Origin of the sequence: Pseudomonas sp. AL10, assembly GCF_029960685.1 — a bacterium.
In the GTDB taxonomy this organism is placed as follows: domain Bacteria; phylum Pseudomonadota; class Gammaproteobacteria; order Pseudomonadales; family Pseudomonadaceae; genus Aquipseudomonas; species Aquipseudomonas lactis.
On record NZ_JASBQZ010000011.1, the window covers coordinates 88,071 to 107,804 of the forward strand.

Below are 19,734 nucleotides of genomic sequence, written 5' to 3' on the forward strand. Positions count from 1 at the left end.
TTGCATCGGGTCAAGGCACAAACGGTCGCGCACAAAAAAGGGCTCCAAAGGAGCCCTTTTTTGCAGCGTGTCGCTTACCACTCAAAGCTGCCGTTATTTCTTGTCACGGCGCTTCTTGTCGGCCTTCTTGTGGTGAGTCATCAAACGACGCTTCTTGTTCACCTGACGGTCGGTCAGTGTGTTCTTGTTGCCTTCGTATGGGTTATCGCCACCCTTGAACTCGATACGGATCGGCGTACCGACCAGCTTCAAGACACGGCGGTAGGTGTTTTCCAGGTAACGCACATACGACTTGGGCACCTTCTCGATCTGGTTACCGTGGATCACGATAATCGGCGGGTTGGCACCACCCAAGTGGGCGTAACGCAGTTTGATCCGGCGGTTGTTGACCATCGGCGGTGCGTGCTCGCCCACCGCGTCTTCCAGGATCTGGGTGAGGCGGTTGGTCGGCCAGCGGGTGACCGCAGACTTGAACGAGTTCTGGACGGACGCGTACAGGTTGCCCACGCCAGTGCCGTGCAGTGCCGAGATAAAGTGGATATCGGCGAACTCGACGAAGAACAAGCGACGTTGCAGCTCGATCTTGACGAAATCACGCTCGCTCGGCGTCATGCCGTCCCACTTGTTGATCGCGATCACCAGGGCGCGACCGGCTTCCAGGGCAAAGCCCAGCAAGTTGAGGTCGTGGTCTACCACGCCTTCGCGGGCGTCCATCACGAAGATCACCACGTTGGCGTCTTTGATGGCTTGCAGGGTTTTGACCACGGAGAACTTTTCAACTTCTTCGTGGATCTTGCCGCGCTTGCGCACACCGGCCGTGTCGATCAGCGTGTACTTTTCCTCGTTGCGTTCGAACGGGATGTAGATGCTGTCGCGGGTAGTACCGGGCTGGTCGTAGACGATAACGCGGTCTTCACCGAGCATACGGTTGACCAGGGTCGACTTGCCGACGTTCGGACGGCCAATGATGGCGATCTTGATACCGTCTTTTTCGCTCGGACCCGGAATGCGCTTGGCTTCCTCGCCTTCAGCAACGATCTCTTCTTCGCCTTCTTCTTCCTCGACATCATCCTTGGGGAAGTCGCGCAGGGCGATTTCCAGCATCTGGGTGATACCGCGACCGTGAGCACCGGCGACCGGGATCGCGTCACCCAGGCCCATCGGGCTGAATTCGGCACGGGCCGCCTCAGGATCGATGTTATCGATCTTGTTGGCGACCAGATAGGAACGCTTGTTGCGCTTGCGCAGGTGCTCGCCAATCATCTGGTCGGCAGCGGTGTAGCCCGCGCGGGCGTCCACCAGAAACAGCACCACATCGGCTTCTTCGATAGCGAGCAGCGACTGCTCGGCCATCTTTTCGTCCATGCCATGCTCGTCACCGGAGATACCACCGGTGTCGACAATAATGTAGGAGCGCCCTTGCCACTTTGCCTCACCGTATTGGCGATCACGGGTCAGACCGGACAAGTCGCCGACAATGGCGTCACGAGTCCTGGTCAGGCGGTTGAACAAGGTGGACTTGCCGACGTTAGGTCGGCCCACCAGGGCGATTACGGGAACCATGCGGCTCTCCACTTCGTTATTTCAGAAAATACAAAAGCCGCTGCAGGGCAGCGGCTGGTGCTCGGGGCGGCATTTGAAATACCACATGCCCTGCTCTGGCACTACTACTGTAGGAGCGAGCTTGCTCGCGAAAAAACCGAGAACGCCGCGTTTATCCAGAAAACCCGCGTTATCGTTGACGTCCTTCGCGAGCAAGCTCGCTCCTACACAGAGCATTGAAGCAGGGCCGCCTGGGGGTTACCCCAAGCATAGTCAAACCTTTACTTGATGGTCAGGGCTTCCAGCTTGCCGCCGTTGCCATACACATAAAGCATGTTACCCACCACCAGCGGACGCGCACGCAGGCCGTCGCTGTCGATACGCTGGCGACCGACAAAACGACCGTCCACCTGGCTCAGCAGGTGCAGGTAGCCTTCGAAGTCACCCACCGCCACGTAGCTGGAGAAAACTTCCGGTGCCGACAGTTGACGGCGAGCCAGGGAGTCATTGCTCCACAGTGCAGTGGTGGAACGCTCATCGACACTTTCAACGGTGCCGGATGCCAGGCTCACATAGACGCTGCCAAACCCTTGGGCGACACCCGCATAACTGGAAGCATCACGCTGCCAGTTGATGCGGCCGCTTTGCAGGTCCAGCGCGGCAACACGGCCCTGGTAGGTGGCGACGTAGATCGTTTCACCCGACAGCAGCAAGCCGCCGTCGATGTCCACAACGCGATCCAGTTCGGAACGACCTTGTGGGATAGCCACACGGGTTTCCCAGGCCGGCACGCCGTTCTGGGTATTGAGGGCAACCACTTTACCGGTCGACAGGCCTGCAACCGCGAGGTTGTTGGTCACAATCGGACCACTGGTACCACGCAGGGTCAACACCGCAGGGGTGCTGTCGTACAACCAGCGTTGGTCGCCGGTGGAGGCATCCAGGCCGATCACGCGGTCGTCCTGGGTTTGCACCACGACGATATCGCCGTTGGTCGCCGGTGCCGAGAGCACTTCACTGGTCACGCGAGCGCGCCATTTCTCTTCACCGGTGCTGGAGTCCAGCGCGACCACGTCACCCTTGAGCGTACCGATCAGCACCATGCCGTAGCCGACGCCCACACCGCCGGAAACCGGCAGTTCGAGGTCTTTCTTCCACTTGACGTCGCCGTTCATGCGATCCATGGCAACTACAACGCCAGTGGAATCAGTGGCCACGATGTTGTCGCCGTCAATCGCCGGCTGCAACAGGTTATAGAGGTCGCCCTGCCCATCACCAATGGATTGGCTCCATTGTTTTTGCAGGACCACTTCTTCCTTGAAGCTGGTCAGCTCGGCAGGCGGCAGTTCTTTTTTACTGTTGCTGCTGCAACCCGCGGCCAAAACGGCCAGAGCCAGCAATGCTGCATGTTTCCAACGGATCACGTCACGCATCCCCTTTGGCCAAGTCGTCGAGCTTGATTTGTAAGCCACCGACCGCCGCTTCATCAGACAGCGCCGCCTTGGCTTTTTGGTACGCAGCATGGGCTTCGTCGGTACGACCCAATTGGACCAAAAGGTCGCCCTTGAGCTCTTCGCGAGTGGCCACGAATGCCTTGTCAGCATCGCCGTCGAGCAGTTTGAGTGCTTCGTCAGCCTTGTTCTGTGCCGCCAATACCTGTGCCAGGCGCTGACGTGCGATTTCACCCAGGGTCGGGTTGGTCGGCTTGTCGGCGATGGCCTTCAGCTCGGTGGCCGCGTCATCCAGCTTGCCGGTGTCGACCGCGACTTTCGCGACGAACAGGCTGCCGTATTGGGCGTAGGTGCTACCGCCGAATTCGTTTTTCAGCTTGCCGGCCAGGTCTGCAACCTGCGCAGGATCAGGCTTGCCGTCCGGTGTGAGGGTAGTTTCCAGCAATTGCTGATAAACGATCGAGGCGCCTTGGGACTGGTTGGCCTGATACTTGGTCCAGGCTTGCCAGCCGAACACCACCACTAAAGCCAGCAGACCGCCCGTAACCAGGGGCTTGCCGTTACGCTGCCACCAGTCCTTGAACTCGGCCAGTTGCTCATCATCAGTACTCGACACCCCAATACTCCTTAATCGCTAAATTCGGCTGTTCGACAGCTTCAACCCTGCACGACGCAGGTGGCCAAGTGCGCAGCGAGCGCATCAAAGGCAATGTTCTGTTGTTCGCCCTGGCCACGCAGGGGTTTGAAACCTACCACTTGCTGGGCCAGCTCGTCATCGCCGAGGATCAGTGCGTACAGCGCACCGCTCTTGTCGGCCTTCTTGAACTGGCTCTTGAAGCTACCAGCGCCGGCATTGACCTGCAGGCGCAGGCTCGGCAGTTGGTCACGTACTTTTTCGCTCAAGGCCAGGGCCGCCAGTTCGGCAGCCTCGCCGAAGGCGCACAGGTACACGTCCACCTGGCGGGAAATCTCTTGCGGGACCTGCTCCAGGGTTTCCAGCAGCAGGATCAGCCGCTCAATGCCCATGGCAAAGCCTACGCCCGTGGTCGGCTTGCCGCCCATTTGCTCGACCAAGCCGTCGTAGCGACCACCGGCACACACGGTGCCCTGGGCGCCGAGCTTGTCGGTGACCCACTCGAACACGGTCTTGCTGTAGTAGTCGAGGCCACGCACCAGCTTGGGGTTGATCACGTAGGGAATACCGGCTGCATCCAGGCGAGCCTTGAGGCCCTCGAAGTGCACGCGGGACTCGTCGTCCAGGTAATCGGCCATTTTCGGCGCATCGACCAGCACGGCCTGGGTGTCGGCGTTCTTGGTATCCAGGACGCGCAACGGGTTGGATTTCAGACGGCGTTGGCTGTCTTCGTCCAGTTTGTCCAGGTGGGCGGACAGGTACTCGACCAGGGCTTCGCGGTAGCGCCCACGGGACTCGCTGGTGCCCAGGCTGTTGAGTTCAAGCTTGACCGCATCACGAATGCCCAACTGGCCCCATAGGCGCCAGGTCAGCACGATCAGCTCGGCGTCGATGTCCGGGCCGTCCAGGTTGAAAACTTCGCAACCGATCTGGTGGAACTGGCGATAACGGCCTTTCTGAGGGCGCTCGTGGCGGAACATCGGGCCGATGTACCACAGCTTCTGGGTCTGGCCACCACCGGTGATGCCATGTTCCAGTACGGCGCGCACGCACGCGGCAGTGCCTTCCGGACGCAGGGTCAGGGAGTCGCCGTTGCGGTCTTCAAAGGTGTACATCTCTTTTTCGACGATGTCGGTCACTTCACCGATGGAGCGCTTGAACAGTTCGGTGAACTCGACGATCGGCATGCGGATCTGCTTGTAACCGTAGTTATCCAGCAGGCGCGCGACCGTGCTCTCGAAGTAGCGCCACAGTGGCGTCTGCTCCGGCAGGATGTCGTTCATGCCACGAATGGCTTGCAGAGACTTGCTCACATCAGATCCTTAAATTCGGTCAATCAGCCGCGAGCGATCAGCGCTGCGTCAGCGGCGACCTTCTCGGCCGCTTTCTCGCGGATCAGCTTTTCCAGCTCATCCACCAGATTGTCATTCGTTAGCTTCTGCGACGGCTTGCCGTCGATGTAAATCAGGTTCGGTGTACCACCGGTCAGGCCCACGTGGGCCTCTTTGGCCTCACCCGGCCCGTTGACCACACAACCGATCACTGCGACATCCAGCGGCACCAGCAGGTCTTCGAGGCGCAACTCCAGGTCGTTCATGGTTTTCACCACGTCGAAGTTCTGCCGCGAGCAACTCGGGCAGGCGATGAAGTTGATACCACGGGAACGCAAACGCAGGGATTTGAGAATGTCGTAGCCGACCTTCACTTCCTCTACGGGGTCTGCCGCCAGGGAGATGCGGATAGTATCGCCAATCCCTTCGGCGAGCAGCATACCGAGACCCACCGCAGATTTCACCGTGCCTGAGCGCAAACCGCCCGCTTCAGTGATACCCAAGTGCAACGGTTGCACGATTTCCTTGGCCAGCAGGCGATAGGCTTCTACGGCCATGAACACGTCGGAAGCCTTTACGCTGACCTTGAAGTCCTGGAAATTCAGGCGTTCAAGGTGTTCAACGTGGCGCAGTGCAGACTCAACAAGGGCCGCGGGCGTGGGCTCGCCGTATTTTTTTTGCAGGTCTTTTTCCAGGGAGCCGGCGTTGACGCCGATGCGGATTGGAATACCACGATCCCGGGCAGCATCCACCACGGCACGCACGCGATCTTCACGCCCGATGTTGCCGGGGTTGATACGCAGGCAGTCCACACCCAGTTCGGCCACGCGCAATGCGATCTTGTAGTCGAAGTGAATATCGGCAACCAGTGGCACCTTGACCAACTGCTTGATACGACCAAAGGCCTCGGCTGCGTCCATGTCCGGAACGGACACCCGCACGATGTCCACGCCGGCAGCTTCCAGACGGTTGATCTGGGCCACGGTGGCGGCCACATCGTTGGTGTCGCTGTTGGTCATGCTCTGCACTGCGATGGGGGCATCGCCACCCACCGGCACCGAGCCGACCCAGATCTTGCGCGATACGCGACGTTTGATTGGAGATTCGCCGTGCATGACTATTGTCCCAACTTGAGGCGAGCAGTCTCGCCACTGGTGAACGGCGCCACGTCTACAGGCTGGCCGTTGTAGGCCACTTGCGCGCCACGGGCAAAGCCCAGACGCAGCGTCAAAGGAGGCTTGCCGCCCTGGTCAAGCGTATCTCCCTTACGCTTCAAACCGCTGAACAGCACTTTGCCGTTGCCATCGGTGACCTGCGTCCAGCAGTCAGCGATGAAGGTAATCTGTACGCGCCCATCACCGGCGATCAACGCAGGGGTGGTGGGAGGTGACATCGCCGGCGCTGCGGGTGCGGCTGGCGCAGGGGTCGCAGGAGCAGGTGTCGGAACCACCGGAGCCTGGGCCACGGGTGCTGCCGGAGCGGTTGGAACCGCCGGAGCCGGCACCGCAGCCGTCACAGCCGGGGCCGTGCCAGCGTCTGGCGCGGGTTGCTCGGCAGTGGCCGGCGCTTGCGGCGCGGCTTGCCCTTCTACCACGGCCTGGTCTTCCGGCTCGTCCAACGGGTGAATCTGGGTAGTGCCGTCGGCGCTTTCGACTTCGACATGTTCCATGGCATTGCTGGTCAGGTCTTTGTTGCGCTGGGAGGTCTGGTCCTGCCACCAGACAAAACCGCCGCCGACCACGGCAATCAGCAACAACAGGCTGACAATTCGCAAAATCGTGTGGGAAACCCGCGTTGGCTCCTCGATACGCCCCAACCCATGGACATTACTGCCCTGGGCGTCGGTACCGGTGAACTGGTCGAACTCCTGGACCAGCACGGCCTGGTCGATACCCAGCAATTTGGCATAGGCGCGGATATAGCCGCGGGCAAAGGTGTGCCCAGGCAGCTTGTCGAACGCGCCGGCTTCCAGATTGGCCAGGGAGGTGCTGGTCAAATTGAGCTTGAGGGCCACTTCCGCCAGCGACCAACCATTGCTTTCGCGGGCCTGGCGCAAGGTTTCGCCTGGGTTGACGCGATTAGCTGCTACATCTTCCGGGTGCGCGGCTTTCATCATTGCTCCGACAGGTATTGCTGATATTCCGGCGTACCGGGATAGAGTCGTTCGAGTTGCTGGCCAAAACGTGCGGCCGTGTCGTGTTCTTCATGAACCGTCGCCAGGCGCACACCGAGCAATAGACTACGTGCATTTTGCCCGCTGAGCAGGCTAAAACGCTCGTAATAGTCACGTGCCGGCACATAATGCCTGTCTTCGTAAGACAACTCAGCCATTTCGAGCAATGCCCGTGGCTGGTGACTGTTCAAATGCAGGGCTTTTTCCAGTTGCTGGCGGGCGCTGTCGCGTTGGCCGAGGCGCATCGAGGTCACACCGAGGTTCTCGAACACCCGCGAACGCTGCGGGTAGAGAGTATCGGTGGCGGCTTGCTGGAAATAACGTGACGCCAGGTCATACCGTTGCTGCTCGAACAGGAAACTGCCGTAGTTGTTCAGCAGCCGCGGGTCGGCAGGACGGGAGGCCAGGGCCTTGTGAAAATAGCGGTCGGCCAGCTCGGGCTCGGCCTGGGCCTGAAACACCAGGGCCAGCGCAGCATTGGCATCAGCATCATCGGCGTCCAGCTCAAGGGCCTTTTTCAACGGCACCTTGGCCTGCTCGCTCATGCCTTGGCGCAGGTACCCCAAACCCAGTTGCACATAGGCAACTCGCGCCTCATCACGGCCTTTATCAGTGCGCAACGGGCTGTCATGGCCCGATGAAACGCAACCGGCCACGAGGCCGGTAAACAGTAAAAGCAGCGCAAGGCGCAAGGGCATAGAGATCCTCTCTCAGATTCGATTCACAGCGATTTGCGGCAAATCTTCAGCGGCGTTAAGTTCGCGCACGGCGATATAACGTTCACTGCGGCGGGTGCGGTCCATCACCTGCCCTACCAATTGGCCACACGCGGCGTCGATGTCTTCACCACGGGTGGTTCGCACAGTGACGTTATAGCCGGCCTGGTGCAGTTGATCCTGGAAACGACGGATGGCGTTGTTGCTCGGCCGCTCGTAGCCAGAATGGGGAAACGGGTTGAACGGGATCAAGTTGATCTTGCACGGGGTGTCCTTGAGCAATTCGATCATCTCGACCGCGTGTTCCAGCTTGTCATTGACGTCCTTGAGCATGGTGTACTCAATGGTCAACACACGCTTTTCACCCAGGGTCGCCATATAACGCTGGCACGACTCGAGCAGCATCTTAAGCGGATACTTCTTGTTGATCGGCACCAATTGGTTACGCAATGCGTCATTAGGTGCGTGCAGCGACAACGCAAGGGAGACGTCAATGTGCTTGGCCAGCTCATCGATCATCGGTACCACGCCGGAGGTCGACAGGGTCACACGGCGCTTGGAGATGCCGTAGCCCAGGTCGTCCATCATCAGGTGCATGGCCGCAATCACGTTGTCGAAGTTCAGCAGCGGCTCACCCATGCCCATCATCACCACGTTGGTGATGGCACGGTCGACGGTCGCCGGGACGCTGCCAAAGGATTTGTTGGCAATCCACACCTGGCCGATGACTTCGGCGGCGGTGAGGTTGCTATTGAAGCCTTGCTTGCCGGTGGAGCAGAAACTGCAATCCAGGGCACAGCCTGCCTGGGACGAAACGCACAAAGTGCCACGTTTGCCCTGGGGAATGTACACGGTCTCGACACAGCTGCCGGACGCCACGCGCACGACCCACTTACGGGTACCGTCGCTGGAGATGTCCTCGCTGACCACTTCGGGACCACGCACCTCGGCAATGGCCTTGAGCTTGTCGCGCAGGGCCTTGCTGACGTTCGTCATGGCGTCGAAATCGTCGACGCCAAAGTGGTGAATCCACTTCATTACCTGACCGGCACGGAAACGCTTCTCCCCGATTGAGTCGAAGAATTTCTCCATTTCCGGCTGAGTCAGACCCAGCAGGTTGGTTTTAACAGTCGATGTAGTCATGGATTCACCCTCACTCTTTAAGCCGATGCTTAGCGAGCGGTTACTTCAGTAGCAGCGAAAAAGTACGAGATTTCGCGAGCAGCGGCAGCTTCGGAGTCCGAGCCGTGAACAGCGTTGGCGTCGATGGATTCAGCGAAGTCAGCACGGATGGTGCCAGCAGCCGCTTCTTTAGGGTTGGTAGCGCCCATCAGCTCACGGTTCAGAGCGATAGCGTTTTCGCCTTCCAGAACCTGAACAACAACAGGACCGGAGATCATGAAGGCAACCAGGTCGCCGAAGAAGCCACGAGCGCTGTGCTCAGCGTAGAAGCCTTCAGCTTCAGCCTTGGACAGTTGCTTGAGTTTCGAAGCTACAACCTTCAGGCCGGCTTTTTCGAAACGAGTGGTGATCTCGCCGATGACGTTTTTTGCAACAGCGTCAGGCTTGATGATGGAGAAAGTACGTTGAACAGCCATGGTGTAACTCCAGAAACGGTAATTTACGAAAAATTAAACCCGCGAATTATACGCGGGTTATTGGGTATTGCCTAACTGCGTGAGGGAGGCGTCAGTCCTGTTCTTCTTTCCAGGCAGTCTGGATAGCTTCCAGGACCTTTTCACCACCACGATCACGCTCATCTTCGAACCCAGGCAACGCCATGACCATGTCACGCAAAGCCACAAAGTTCAGGGAGTAAGGATCCAGATCCGGGTTGCCATCAGCCAACAGGATAGCGATCTCTTGTACATCAACCCATTTAAGACTCATGACACTTCCTTGAATCAATGCGGCGCTTCGGCCGCATGGTTGAGCGAATATTTCGGGATTTCGACGGTGAGGTCTTCAGTCCCCACTTTCGCCTGGCAACTGAGGCGCGACGTCGGCTCCAGGCCCCACGCCCTATCAAGATAGTCTTCTTCCAGGTCGTCAGCCTCATTGAGGCTATCGAAACCTTTACGAATGATGCAGTGGCAAGTGGTGCAGGCATTGACACCGCCACAGGCACTTTCGATCTCGATGTGGTTGTCATGCGCGACGTCGAGCAGGGACTTGCCGGTCTCGGCCTCCACGACCATGCCATCCGGGCAATGCTCGGCGTGCGGTAGAAAAGTGACCTGCGGCATCAGTTATTCCTCAATTTCATTCAGGTTGCGGCCCGCCAACGCGGCTTTAACCGTCTGATCCATACGGCGGGCGGCAAAGGCATCAGTCACTTGCGACAGGCGCTTGGTCTGTTGCTCGATGGCGTAGCCATCGTTGCCTTTCATCAGTTCGGCCAGTTCCTGCATTTGCAGGTCAATGACCATGCGTTCTTCGGCATCCAGCAGGCGCTCGCCATCGGCTTCAAGGGCACCCTGCACCGCTTCGAGCAGGCGCTGGGCATCTACTTGCTGCTCGCGTAATACACGGGCGACCTTGTCGTCACCGGCATACTGGAACGAATCCTTCAGCATCTTGGCGATTTCGCCATCGGTGAGGCCGTAGGACGGCTTGACCTGGATGCTGGCCTCCACGCCCGAAGCCAGCTCACGCGCAGCCACGCTGAGCAAGCCATCGGCATCGACCTGGAAGGTCACGCGAATCTTGGCGGCACCGGCCACCATCGCCGGAATGCCACGCAATTCAAAGCGCGCCAGGGAACGGCAGTCGCTGATCAGCTCGCGCTCACCTTGCAGCACATGAATCATCATGGCTGTCTGGCCGTCTTTGTAGGTAGTAAAGTCCTGGGCACGGGCGACGGGGATGGTGGTGTTGCGCGGAATCACCTTCTCCATCAGGCCACCCATGGTTTCCAGGCCCAGGGACAACGGGATCACGTCGAGCAACAGCAATTCGCCGCCATCGCGCTTGTTACCAGCCAGGGTATCGGCCTGGATGGCAGCGCCGATGGCGACGACTTGATCCGGGTCGATTTCGGTCAGCGGTTGGCGCCCAAAGGCTTCGGCGACCGCTTCGCGCACGCGCGGCACGCGGGTGGAACCGCCGACCATGACCACTGCACCGACGTCTTCCAACTCGATACCGGAATCACGCACAGCACGACGACAGGCTTTGAGGCTGCGGGCGACCATCGGCTCGATCAGCGCATCAAAGGCTTCGCGGGTCAGCTGTGCCGACCAGTCACCGTAGGACACTTCAACAGAAGCAGCGTCAGTCAGCGCCTCTTTGGCCGCGCAGGCAGTTTGCAGCAGGTTGCGCTGCGCGCCTGGGTCCAGGTCGGCCGATAAGCCAGCACTGCTGATGATCCAGCCAGCAATAGCGTGATCGAAATCATCGCCACCCAGGGCGCTGTCGCCGCCGGTCGCGAGCACTTCGAACACACCGCCGGTCAGGCGCAGGATCGAAATATCGAAGGTGCCGCCGCCCAGGTCATAAATAGCGACCAGGCCTTCAGCGTGCTGATCGAGGCCGTAGGCCACCGCCGCCGCAGTCGGTTCGTTGAGCAAGCGCAGCACGTTCAAGCCGGCAAGTTTCGCCGCATCCTTGGTGGCTTGGCGCTGGGCGTCATCGAAATACGCCGGAACAGTGATCACCGCCCCTACCAGCTCACCGCCCAGGGTGCTTTCTGCACGCTGGCGCAGCACCTTGAGGATATCAGCCGACACTTCCACCGGGCTCTTGGGCCCCTGGACGGTGTCGATGAACGGCATATGGGATTCACCGCCGACAAAGCGGTACGGCAGTTGGTCGCCCAATTGCTTGACGTCGGACAACCCACGACCCATCAAGCGCTTGACCGACAACACCGTGTTCAAAGGGTCTGCGGACGCGGCCAATTTGGCCGATTCGCCCACTTCAGTGCGGTCGGCGTGATAACGCACGGCGGACGGCAGGATCACCTGCCCATCGGCGTCAGGCAGTGGCTCGGACAGGCCGCTGCGCAAGGCAGCAACCAGGGAGTTGGTGGTGCCCAGGTCAATCCCGACCGCCAGGCGACGCTGGTGCGGTTGAGGGCTTTGGCCGGGTTCGGCGATTTGCAGTAGAGCCATGGTAATCAGGTCTTATCTGTCTATCAGGCGTGCATCACGGGCAGCACTGGGTTAATCGTCGAGGCGCTCTTCTAGCTGGCGCACTTCGTAGGTGAGCTTGTCGAGGAATTGCATGCGCCGCATCAGGCGTTCGGCCTGCTCACGTTGCGCCGCATCATCCCAACAGGCTGCGAAGCTTTCGTTGAGCTCATCCTGGGCCGCCTTCAGACGGCGCTTGAAGACCACGACACCCGCCACATCGGCTTCGTCCTGCAAGTCTTCGAGCTCTTCGCGCCACTGCATCTGCTGCATCAGGAAGTCCGGGTCATGCACGGTGACTTCCATCGGCAACTCGCCGCCCGTCATCGCCAGTAAATAACGTGCGCGTTTCGGGGGGCTTTTTAGCGTCTGATAGGCTTCGTTGAGGCTGGCCGATTGCTCCAGCGCCAAGCGTTGCTCACGCTCGGAAGCGTCGGCAAAGCGGTCCGGATGCACGCCTCGCGCCAATTCACGGTAGCGCGTGGCAAGCTGCTCAAGGTCCAGCCGAAAGCTCGGCTGCAGCTCGAATAAAGCGAAATGACAAGGAGTACCCACGAGTAGCCTCAGATGTTGAAGCTTTCGCCGCAGCCACATTCACCGCGCACGTTAGGGTTGTTGAACTTGAAGCCTTCGTTCAACCCTTCCTTGACGAAATCGAGTTCGGTGCCGTCCAGGTAGGTCAGACTTTTCGGGTCGATAATCACTTTCTCGCCGTGACTTTCGAACACCTGATCCTCTGCAACCACCTCGTCGACAAACTCCAGCACGTAGGCAAGGCCGGAACAGCCCGTGGTGCGTACACCCAGACGAATCCCCTCACCTTTACCGCGCCCATTCAGGGAGCGGCGAATGTGCTGCGCAGCCGCTTCTGTCATGCTGATAGCCATCGTTGACTCCTTACTCGTCGCCAAATGCTTAGATCAAGCCTTTCTTCTGCTTGTAGTCGCGAACGGCCGCCTTGATGGCGTCTTCCGCGAGTACCGAGCAGTGGATTTTCACTGGCGGCAGCGCCAGTTCTTCGGCCAGCTGGGTGTTGCTGATGGTGACAGCCTCATCCAAGGTCTTGCCTTTCATCCATTCGGTCGCCAAGGAACTGGAGGCGATGGCCGAACCGCAGCCGTAAGTCTTGAATTTGGCGTCTTCGATAACACCAGCATCGTTGACCTTGATCTGCAGGCGCATCACATCGCCGCACGCCGGAGCGCCGACCATGCCGGTGCCGACATCAGGATCTTCCGCGTTCATCTTGCCGACGTTGCGCGGGTTTTCGTAGTGGTCGATGACCTTTTCGCTGTAAGCCATGGTACTGAATCCTCACTCATCAGGGCCGCTCTGGAACCCTGTAGAAACGCCTGCGTTTTCCGCCACGTTCCTACAGAGCTTGGGTGGCGGCTTCTATAGTTAGTGTGCCGCCCACTCGATCTTGGAAATATCGACACCGTCTTTGTACATGTCCCACAGTGGCGACAGAACGCGCAGCTTGTTGACGGCTTCGCAGACCTTCTGCGCGGCGTAGTCGACTTGCTCTTCGGTGGTGAAGCGGCCGAACGTAAAGCGGATCGAGCTGTGTGCCAGTTCGTCGTTGCGGCCCAGGGCGCGCAGTACATACGAAGGCTCAAGGGACGCCGAGGTGCAGGCCGAACCGGACGATACCGCCAGGTCCTTGAGCGCCATGATCAGCGACTCGCCTTCGACGTAGTTGAAGCTCAAATTCAGGTTGTGCGGTACACGGGCGGTCATGCTGCCGTTGATGTACAGCTCTTCAAGGTTTTCGACCTGCTTGTAGAAGCGGTCACTCAGCGCCTTGATGCGCACGTTTTCGGCAGCCATGTCTTCCTTGGCTACACGGAAGGCTTCGCCCATGCCGACGATCTGGTGGGTTGCCAGGGTGCCCGAACGCATGCCGCGCTCGTGACCGCCGCCGTGCATGGTGGCTTCGATGCGCACGCGAGGCTTGCGGCTTACGTAGAGAGCACCGATGCCTTTAGGGCCGTAAGTCTTGTGGGCAGAGAACGACATCAGGTCGACTTTCAGCTTGGACAGGTCGATATCGACCTTGCCGGTGGACTGAGCAGCGTCGACGTGCAGCAACACACCCTTGGAGCGGGTGAGTTCGCCGATGGCGGCGATGTCATTGATGGTGCCGATTTCGTTGTTCACGTGGATCACCGAAACCAGGATGGTGTCTTCACGCATCGCAGCTTCGATCATGGCCGGGGTGACGATACCGTCGGTGGTCGGCTCGAGGTAGGTGACCTCGAAACCTTCACGCTCCAGTTGGCGCATGGTGTCCAGGACAGCCTTGTGCTCAATCTTGGTGGTGATCAGGTGTTTGCCTTTGGTCGCGTAGAAATGCGCCGCGCCCTTGATAGCCAGGTTGTCGGACTCGGTGGCACCGGAGGTCCAGACGATTTCGCGCGGGTCGGCATTGACCAGGTCAGCGACTTGGCGACGAGCGTTCTCGACCGCTTCCTCGGCTTTCCAGCCGAACACGTGGGAACGGGAGGCCGGGTTGCCGAAGTTTCCGTCGACCAGCAGGCATTCGCTCATTTTTTGCGCGACACGCGGATCAACCGGGGTGGTCGCTGAGTAATCAAGGTAAATCGGCAATTTCATGGACTTTCTCCTAAATCAGGCTGGCTGGCGTGCCGTTAGCTCTTCGGCTGTCACTCGACGGCGGACGCTTCAATCTTGTCCAGACGCGGCGCCTTGGTGTTGCAACGGCGCTGGTCCTGACGCTGGGCTACTTCTTGCACCTCACGGCGAGTCACAAGATCAGCCAAGCTGATACCACTCAAAAACTCATGGATCTGCAGGCTCAAGTCACACCACAAGTGGTGCGTCAGGCAGGTGTCGCCGGCATGGCAATCACCCAAACCCTGGCATTTGGTGGCATCGACGGATTCGTTGACCGCGTCGATCACCTGAGCCACCTGAATGCCCTGCATGTCGCGGGACAACTGATAGCCACCACCCGGACCGCGAACGCTGGAAACCAGATTGCTACGGCGCAATTTGGCGAACAACTGCTCGAGGTAGGACAGGGAAATGCCTTGGCGCTCGGAGATATCGGCCAGGGACACCGGCCCAGTTTGCGCGTGCAAGGCCAAGTCGAGCATGGCGGTCACCGCGTATCGGCCTTTTGTAGTCAGTCTCATGGACAAGTACCAAGGTGTTTCAGAATGGGAGCAAGTATGCGATTCCCGAGTATTTAAGTCAACTATAAGACCTAGTACTTTAGTCAGGATTACCCGTAAAAAGGGCGCGCGAATCATAGCAGGATGGGGTCGGATCGAACAGCGCAACCAGGCCTGCTGCAAGACCACTGAGCCAATGGAGATCAAATGTGGGAGCTGGCTTGCCTGCGATAGCTATCTATCAGCTAGCTTATAGGTTGCTGGCCCGCCGCAATCGCAGGCAAGCCAGCTCCCACAGTGGACCACGCTCAGCCTGCCTTGGTGGTAGCGGTTTCGTCCTTGATCTCAGCAAAATCCTCTTCGCGCAGCTCAGGCAAGTCTTTGGCACAGTACGGGCTGCCCAGCTCCTTCAGCGCCCCGCACATACCCTCCAGCTTGCCATCCACCGCCTGCAGATGATCAAGCAATTGACCAATCGCACGAGCCACCGGGTCGGGCATGTCTTCACTGACGCCATAGGCATCAAAGCCAATCTTCTCGGCCATGGCCTTGCGCTTGGCCTCTTGCTCATCACCGACTTGTGGCTTGACGATGATCCGGCCCGGAATGCCCACAACCGTGGCACCCGGCGGCACAGCCTTGGTCACTACCGCGTTGGAGCCAACCTTGGCGCCGGCACCCACGGTAAACGGCCCGAGCACCTTGGCGCCCGCCCCTACCACCACGCCATCGCCCAGCGTTGGGTGGCGCTTACCCTTGTTCCAGGTGGTGCCGCCCAGGGTCACGCCTTGATAGAGGGTGACGTCATCGCCGATCTCAGCCGTTTCGCCAATCACAATGCCCATGCCGTGATCGATAAAGAACCGGCGACCCACCTTGGCACCCGGATGGATCTCGATACCGGTCAACCAGCGCCCGAAGTTCGATACCAGCCGCGCCAGCCATTTCCAGCCCATGCCCCACAGGGCGCCGGACAGGCGGTGGATCCAGATCGCATGCATGCCCGGGTAGCAGGTCAGCACTTCAAAGGCGTTGCGCGCCGCCGGGTCACGGTGGAAAACACTTTGGATATCTTCTCGCAAACGCTCGAACATTTTTAATCCTTCCGCTTAAGAAGCTCACCACGGGCCGCTTTCTGGGTTTCCGTGAGGATGCCACGCAATATGTTCATTTCAGCCCGGCTCACCGAGCTGCGGCCGTACAAGCGACGCAGGCGCGCCATCAAGTGCCGTGGCTTTTCAGGGTCGAGGAATTCGATGGCGACCAGGGTTTGCTCCAGGTGCTCATAGAACCGTTCCAGCTCGTCCATGGTGGCCAACTCGCCACTTTTGGTTGAGGCAACCTCTTCCTTTTCCACTTTGCTCGGCTGGCCGGCAGCAGCCAGCCAGGCCATGCGCACTTCATAAGTCAGCACCTGCACCGCCGCCCCGAGGTTCAGCGAACTGAACTCAGGATCTGAGGGGATATGCACGTGGTAATGACATCGCTGCAGCTCTTCGTTGGTAAGGCCGGAGTCTTCACGGCCGAATACCAAGGCGATTTCAGCACCGCCAGCAGCCTCTTCCACCACTTTGGTGCCGCATTCACGCGGATCCAGCAGCGGCCAAGGGATACGCCGATCACGGGCGCTGGTGCCGAGCACCAGATTGCAGCCGACCAGGGCTTCCTCCAAGGTGGCGACCACCTGGGCATTTTCAAGCAAGTCATTGGCGCCGGACGCACGGGCATCAGCCTCGTGGTGCGGGAATATCCGCGGTTCGACCAGCACCAGGCGCGTCAGCCCCATGTTTTTCATGGCTCGCGCCACCCCGCCGATGTTGCCGGGATGACTGGTATTGACCAAGACGACACGAATGTTTTGCAGCAAGGGAGGCGCTCTCGGACACAGGAAAGGGGAGCAAATCTTACAGAACCGCCTAAGGTTATGCCATGAAAGCGAACGTCGTCCTTCACCTGAAGAAAGTTTCTGCTAGAATGCTCGGCTTTCTTTAACAACCTTAGGTGACCTATCCATGCAGCCCATGCTGAATATCGCGCTGCGCGCCGCCCGCAGCGCCAGTGAATTGATTTTCCGCTCCATCGAGCGCCTGGATACCATCAAGGTCGACGAAAAAGACGCCAAGGATTATGTATCCGAGGTGGATCGCGCCGCCGAACAGAAAATCATCGACGCTCTGCGTAAGGCCTATCCTACCCACGGCATCCTCGGCGAAGAAACCGGCCTGCACAAAGGCAGCGGCGAAGGCGAAGACTACCTGTGGATCATCGACCCACTGGATGGCACCACCAACTTCCTGCGCGGCATCCCGCACTTTGCCGTGAGCATCGCCTGCAAATACCGTGGCCGCCTGGAACACGCCGTTGTGCTGGACCCGGTTCGCCAGGAAGAATTCACCGCCAGCCGTGGTCGTGGTGCCCAGTTGAACGGCCGCCGCCTGCGTGTCAGCGGCCGCACCAGCCTGGACGGCGCCCTGCTGGGTACCGGCTTCCCGTTCCGCGACGACCAGATGGACAACCTGGAAAACTACCTGGGCATGTTCCGCGCCCTGGTTGGCCAGACCGCCGGCATCCGCCGCGCCGGTGCAGCCAGCCTGGACCTGGCGTATGTAGCCGCCGGTCGTTTTGATGCGTTCTGGGAGTCGGGCCTGTCAGAGTGGGACATGGCTGCTGGCGCCCTGCTGATTCAGGAAGCGGGCGGCCTGGTGAGCGACTTCACCGGTGGTCATGACTTCCTGGAGAAAGGCCACGTCGTGGCTGGCAACACCAAATGCTTCAAGGCAGTACTGACGGCGATCCAGCCGCACCTGCCGGCTTCGCTGAAGCGTTAAGCGAGCGAGCAAAAAAAAAGCACCCCACGGGGTGCTTTTTTTATGCCTGGGATTTAGCAAAAAACCAATTCCAACTGACTCAATACAATCCAATGTGGGAGCTGGCTTGCCTGCGATGGCGGGCTGCCAACCAACTTATTAGTTACTGACCCACCGCCATCGCAGGCAAGCCAGCTCCCACATTTGGATCGAAACCAGACCTGGGGATTACTGCTGGTTCTGACCCAGGATCAGACGACCTTCTTTATCCACCGGAATCTGGCTGCCAGGGTCACGCTCCATACGCACGGTACCTTCCTTGCCATCCAGGTTGTAACGCACGTCATAACCGACCACCTTGTCACTGATGTCGTTAACGGTATTACAGCGAGTTTGAGTAGTGGTGTAGGTATCGCGGTTCTGCATACCTTCCTGAACCTTGTTACCGGCGTAGCCACCACCGACTGCACCAGCCACGGTGGCCAGCTTCTTACCGTTACCGCCACCAATCTGGTTGCCCAGCAGGCCACCCGCAAGGGCGCCCACCACGGTACCGGCGATTTGATGTTGGTCCTGCACCGGACGCTGCCGGGTCACAGTGACGTCCTTGCAGACCTCACGAGGGGTTTTAATCTGGGTTTTCACCGGCTGCACCGCCAGCACTTGCGCATACTCAGGGCCGCTTTTTACCAGGCTGTAGGTGGCAACAGCGCCTCCGGCAGTCACACCGACAGCACCCAATACCGCACCAACCAGCAACGACTTGTTCACATGAACCTCCTGACCATCACAAGCGGACCGAAAGATCCGCGCTATACCCAGCCTTGGAGCAAAAAAAAAGGCGCGAGTTCAATACTCGCGCCTTTCTTGTAACAGCGGATCAACAAGCGCCCATCAAGGACGGTCGTCGACCTCCTTGTCGGTAGCGGCAGGAGGGATCAAGTCTTCGCTGTTGAGGTTCAGCCAGATCAGCACCACGTTGGCGATGTAGATCGACGAGTAGGTACCCGCCAGAACGCCGATAAACAGCGCCAGGGAGAAGCCCCACAGGTTGTCGCCGCCGAAGATCATCAGCGCAGCAATCGCCAGCAAGGTGGAGATCGACGTCGCCATGGTCCGCAGCAGGGTCTGGGTGGTGGAGATGTTGATGTTCTCGATCAACGTCGCCTTGCGCAGTACACGGAAGTTCTCACGAACCCGGTCGAATACCACGATGGTGTCGTTGAGCGAGTAACCAATGATCGCCAGCACGGCTGCCAATACGGTCAGGTCGAAGGTGATCTGGAAGTAGGCCAGGATACCCACGGTGACGACCACGTCGTGGATCAGCGACACAATGGCGCCGACACCGAACTTCCACTGAAAGCGGAACGCCAGGTAGATCATGATGCCGACCAGCGCCATCAGCATGCCGAGGCCGCCCTGGTCGCGCAGTTCTTCACCCACTTGCGGGCCGACGAACTCGACGCGTTTGACCGACGCAGGGTTATCGCCGCCGACCTTTTGCAAGGCCTCGGCTACCTGGTGACCCAGTTGCGGGTCTTCGCCAGGCATACGCACCAGCAGGTCGGTGGTGGCACCAAAGCTCTGTACCACGGCTTCGTGATAGCCGGCCTTGACCAGCTCGCTGCGCACCAGGGTAACGTCGGCCGGCTTCTCGTAGGTCAGCTCGATGAGCGTACCGCCGGTGAAGTCCAGGCCGTAGTTCAGACCCTTATGGAACCAGCTGAACAACGCCAGAACGGTAAGGAGCACGGTGACGCCGAACGCAACGTTGCGAACGCCCATGAAGTTGATTGTACGTAACATGGCA

23 protein-coding genes are annotated in these 19,734 nt (G+C 59.3%); 1 reads left to right on the top strand and 22 read right to left on the bottom strand.

Annotated features, from left to right (window positions below; translation table 11 throughout):
• Nucleotides 1-93: 93 nt before the first annotated feature.
• The 20 genes from der to trmJ all read right to left on the bottom strand — a co-directional run bounded on the left by der (nt 94) and on the right by trmJ (nt 16,981).
• Entirely contained in the window at nt 94-1,563 is a 1,470-nt protein-coding gene (der, locus tag QK296_RS13605) for a ribosome biogenesis GTPase Der (protein ID WP_003194008.1), read from the bottom strand.
• A gap of 21 nt (nt 1,564-1,584) precedes the next feature.
• The gene (locus QK296_RS13610; RefSeq protein ID WP_282391034.1) at nt 1,585-1,758 is read right to left on the bottom strand and encodes a hypothetical protein; all 174 of its coding nucleotides are present in this window, start codon (nt 1,756-1,758) and stop codon (nt 1,585-1,587) included.
• A gap of 65 nt (nt 1,759-1,823) precedes the next feature.
• Complete coding sequence (gene bamB / locus QK296_RS13615; protein ID WP_003194009.1) at nt 1,824-2,975, bottom strand: outer membrane protein assembly factor BamB; 1,152 nt, start codon at nt 2,973-2,975, stop codon at nt 1,824-1,826.
• Entirely contained in the window at nt 2,968-3,609 is a 642-nt protein-coding gene (locus QK296_RS13620; protein WP_003194010.1) for a YfgM family protein, read from the bottom strand. The genes bamB and QK296_RS13620 overlap by 8 nt, the downstream gene beginning before the upstream one ends.
• A 41-nt stretch (nt 3,610-3,650) precedes the next feature.
• On the bottom strand, nt 3,651-4,940 hold the full coding sequence (gene hisS, locus QK296_RS13625) for a histidine--tRNA ligase (RefSeq protein WP_003194011.1): 1,290 nt from the start codon (nt 4,938-4,940) through the stop codon (nt 3,651-3,653).
• Between the two features lie 23 nt (nt 4,941-4,963).
• A complete protein-coding gene (ispG, locus tag QK296_RS13630) occupies nt 4,964-6,073 on the bottom strand; it encodes a flavodoxin-dependent (E)-4-hydroxy-3-methylbut-2-enyl-diphosphate synthase (protein ID WP_003175952.1) in 1,110 nt (369 codons plus the stop codon).
• Nucleotides 6,074-6,075: 2 nt separating this feature from the next.
• On the bottom strand, nt 6,076-7,071 hold the full coding sequence (locus QK296_RS13635; RefSeq protein ID WP_034133609.1) for a RodZ family helix-turn-helix domain-containing protein: 996 nt from the start codon (nt 7,069-7,071) through the stop codon (nt 6,076-6,078).
• Entirely contained in the window at nt 7,071-7,829 is a 759-nt protein-coding gene (gene pilW, locus QK296_RS13640) for a type IV pilus biogenesis/stability protein PilW (RefSeq protein ID WP_003194013.1), read from the bottom strand. The genes QK296_RS13635 and pilW overlap by 1 nt, the downstream gene beginning before the upstream one ends.
• A 12-nt stretch (nt 7,830-7,841) precedes the next feature.
• Nucleotides 7,842-8,990 carry a 23S rRNA (adenine(2503)-C(2))-methyltransferase RlmN gene (rlmN, locus tag QK296_RS13645; protein ID WP_003194014.1) on the bottom strand — a complete coding sequence of 383 codons (1,149 nt, stop codon included), beginning with the start codon at nt 8,988-8,990 and terminating at the stop codon, nt 7,842-7,844.
• 29 nt (nt 8,991-9,019) lie between these two features.
• Nucleotides 9,020-9,445 (bottom strand): nucleoside-diphosphate kinase, encoded by a 426-nt coding sequence (gene ndk / locus QK296_RS13650; RefSeq protein ID WP_003175956.1) that lies wholly within the window; start codon nt 9,443-9,445, stop codon nt 9,020-9,022.
• A 91-nt stretch (nt 9,446-9,536) separates the two neighbouring features.
• A complete protein-coding gene (gene iscX, locus QK296_RS13655) occupies nt 9,537-9,737 on the bottom strand; it encodes a Fe-S cluster assembly protein IscX (protein WP_003194015.1) in 201 nt (66 codons plus the stop codon).
• A 14-nt stretch (nt 9,738-9,751) separates the two neighbouring features.
• Nucleotides 9,752-10,093 (bottom strand): ISC system 2Fe-2S type ferredoxin, encoded by a 342-nt coding sequence (gene fdx, locus QK296_RS13660; protein WP_005791182.1) that lies wholly within the window; start codon nt 10,091-10,093, stop codon nt 9,752-9,754.
• 3 nt (nt 10,094-10,096) lie between these two features.
• Nucleotides 10,097-11,959: a Fe-S protein assembly chaperone HscA gene (gene hscA, locus QK296_RS13665; protein WP_003194017.1), complete on the bottom strand. Its 1,863-nt coding sequence runs from the start codon at nt 11,957-11,959 to the stop codon at nt 10,097-10,099.
• A gap of 51 nt (nt 11,960-12,010) precedes the next feature.
• Nucleotides 12,011-12,532, bottom strand: coding sequence for a co-chaperone HscB (gene hscB / locus QK296_RS13670; protein ID WP_003194018.1), 522 nt, complete (start codon nt 12,530-12,532; stop codon nt 12,011-12,013).
• An 8-nt stretch (nt 12,533-12,540) separates the two neighbouring features.
• The gene (iscA, locus tag QK296_RS13675; RefSeq protein ID WP_003175963.1) at nt 12,541-12,864 is read right to left on the bottom strand and encodes an iron-sulfur cluster assembly protein IscA; all 324 of its coding nucleotides are present in this window, start codon (nt 12,862-12,864) and stop codon (nt 12,541-12,543) included.
• A 28-nt stretch (nt 12,865-12,892) separates the two neighbouring features.
• The gene (iscU, locus tag QK296_RS13680) at nt 12,893-13,279 is read right to left on the bottom strand and encodes a Fe-S cluster assembly scaffold IscU (protein ID WP_003175965.1); all 387 of its coding nucleotides are present in this window, start codon (nt 13,277-13,279) and stop codon (nt 12,893-12,895) included.
• A 99-nt stretch (nt 13,280-13,378) separates the two neighbouring features.
• Nucleotides 13,379-14,593 (bottom strand): IscS subfamily cysteine desulfurase, encoded by a 1,215-nt coding sequence (locus tag QK296_RS13685; protein ID WP_003194019.1) that lies wholly within the window; start codon nt 14,591-14,593, stop codon nt 13,379-13,381.
• A gap of 50 nt (nt 14,594-14,643) precedes the next feature.
• Nucleotides 14,644-15,135, bottom strand: coding sequence for a Fe-S cluster assembly transcriptional regulator IscR (iscR, locus tag QK296_RS13690; protein WP_003194020.1), 492 nt, complete (start codon nt 15,133-15,135; stop codon nt 14,644-14,646).
• A 287-nt stretch (nt 15,136-15,422) separates the two neighbouring features.
• A complete protein-coding gene (gene cysE, locus QK296_RS13695) occupies nt 15,423-16,208 on the bottom strand; it encodes a serine O-acetyltransferase (RefSeq protein ID WP_003194021.1) in 786 nt (261 codons plus the stop codon).
• Between the two features lie 2 nt (nt 16,209-16,210).
• Nucleotides 16,211-16,981, bottom strand: a complete 771-nt coding sequence (gene trmJ / locus QK296_RS13700) for a tRNA (cytosine(32)/uridine(32)-2'-O)-methyltransferase TrmJ (protein WP_003194022.1) — start codon at nt 16,979-16,981, stop codon at nt 16,211-16,213.
• Between the two features lie 145 nt (nt 16,982-17,126).
• Here trmJ and suhB point away from each other — a divergent pair, with 145 nt between their 5' ends.
• Nucleotides 17,127-17,942, top strand: a complete 816-nt coding sequence (gene suhB / locus QK296_RS13705; RefSeq protein ID WP_003175971.1) for an inositol-phosphate phosphatase — start codon at nt 17,127-17,129, stop codon at nt 17,940-17,942.
• A 207-nt stretch (nt 17,943-18,149) separates the two neighbouring features.
• Here the strand turns inward: suhB and QK296_RS13710 are convergent, their stop codons facing one another.
• Both QK296_RS13710 and secF read right to left on the bottom strand, forming a co-directional pair.
• Nucleotides 18,150-18,692 carry a glycine zipper 2TM domain-containing protein gene (locus QK296_RS13710; RefSeq protein ID WP_003194023.1) on the bottom strand — a complete coding sequence of 181 codons (543 nt, stop codon included), beginning with the start codon at nt 18,690-18,692 and terminating at the stop codon, nt 18,150-18,152.
• Nucleotides 18,693-18,815: 123 nt separating this feature from the next.
• On the bottom strand, nt 18,816-19,730 hold the full coding sequence (secF, locus tag QK296_RS13715; protein ID WP_003194024.1) for a protein translocase subunit SecF: 915 nt from the start codon (nt 19,728-19,730) through the stop codon (nt 18,816-18,818).
• Nucleotides 19,731-19,734: the final 4 nt, after the last annotated feature.

Coding starts and splice junctions, on each gene's coding strand:
- bamB (WP_003194009.1), bottom strand. CDS start 2,975: ATGCGTGACGTGATCCGTTGGAAACATGCAGCATTGCTGGCTCTGGCC.
- iscU (WP_003175965.1), bottom strand. CDS start 13,279: ATGGCTTACAGCGAAAAGGTCATCGACCACTACGAAAACCCGCGCAAC.
- hscA (WP_003194017.1), bottom strand. CDS start 11,959: ATGGCTCTACTGCAAATCGCCGAACCCGGCCAAAGCCCTCAACCGCAC.
- QK296_RS13685 (WP_003194019.1), bottom strand. CDS start 14,593: ATGAAATTGCCGATTTACCTTGATTACTCAGCGACCACCCCGGTTGAT.
- rlmN (WP_003194014.1), bottom strand. CDS start 8,990: ATGACTACATCGACTGTTAAAACCAACCTGCTGGGTCTGACTCAGCCG.
- iscA (WP_003175963.1), bottom strand. CDS start 12,864: ATGGCTATCAGCATGACAGAAGCGGCTGCGCAGCACATTCGCCGCTCC.
- pilW (WP_003194013.1), bottom strand. CDS start 7,829: ATGCCCTTGCGCCTTGCGCTGCTTTTACTGTTTACCGGCCTCGTGGCC.
- ndk (WP_003175956.1), bottom strand. CDS start 9,445: ATGGCTGTTCAACGTACTTTCTCCATCATCAAGCCTGACGCTGTTGCA.
- iscR (WP_003194020.1), bottom strand. CDS start 15,135: ATGAGACTGACTACAAAAGGCCGATACGCGGTGACCGCCATGCTCGAC.
- fdx (WP_005791182.1), bottom strand. CDS start 10,093: ATGCCGCAGGTCACTTTTCTACCGCACGCCGAGCATTGCCCGGATGGC.
- ispG (WP_003175952.1), bottom strand. CDS start 6,073: ATGCACGGCGAATCTCCAATCAAACGTCGCGTATCGCGCAAGATCTGG.
- der (WP_003194008.1), bottom strand. CDS start 1,563: ATGGTTCCCGTAATCGCCCTGGTGGGCCGACCTAACGTCGGCAAGTCC.
- QK296_RS13635 (WP_034133609.1), bottom strand. CDS start 7,071: ATGAAAGCCGCGCACCCGGAAGATGTAGCAGCTAATCGCGTCAACCCA.
- iscX (WP_003194015.1), bottom strand. CDS start 9,737: ATGAGTCTTAAATGGGTTGATGTACAAGAGATCGCTATCCTGTTGGCT.
- suhB (WP_003175971.1), top strand. CDS start 17,127: ATGCAGCCCATGCTGAATATCGCGCTGCGCGCCGCCCGCAGCGCCAGT.
- secF (WP_003194024.1), bottom strand. CDS start 19,730: ATGTTACGTACAATCAACTTCATGGGCGTTCGCAACGTTGCGTTCGGC.
- cysE (WP_003194021.1), bottom strand. CDS start 16,208: ATGTTCGAGCGTTTGCGAGAAGATATCCAAAGTGTTTTCCACCGTGAC.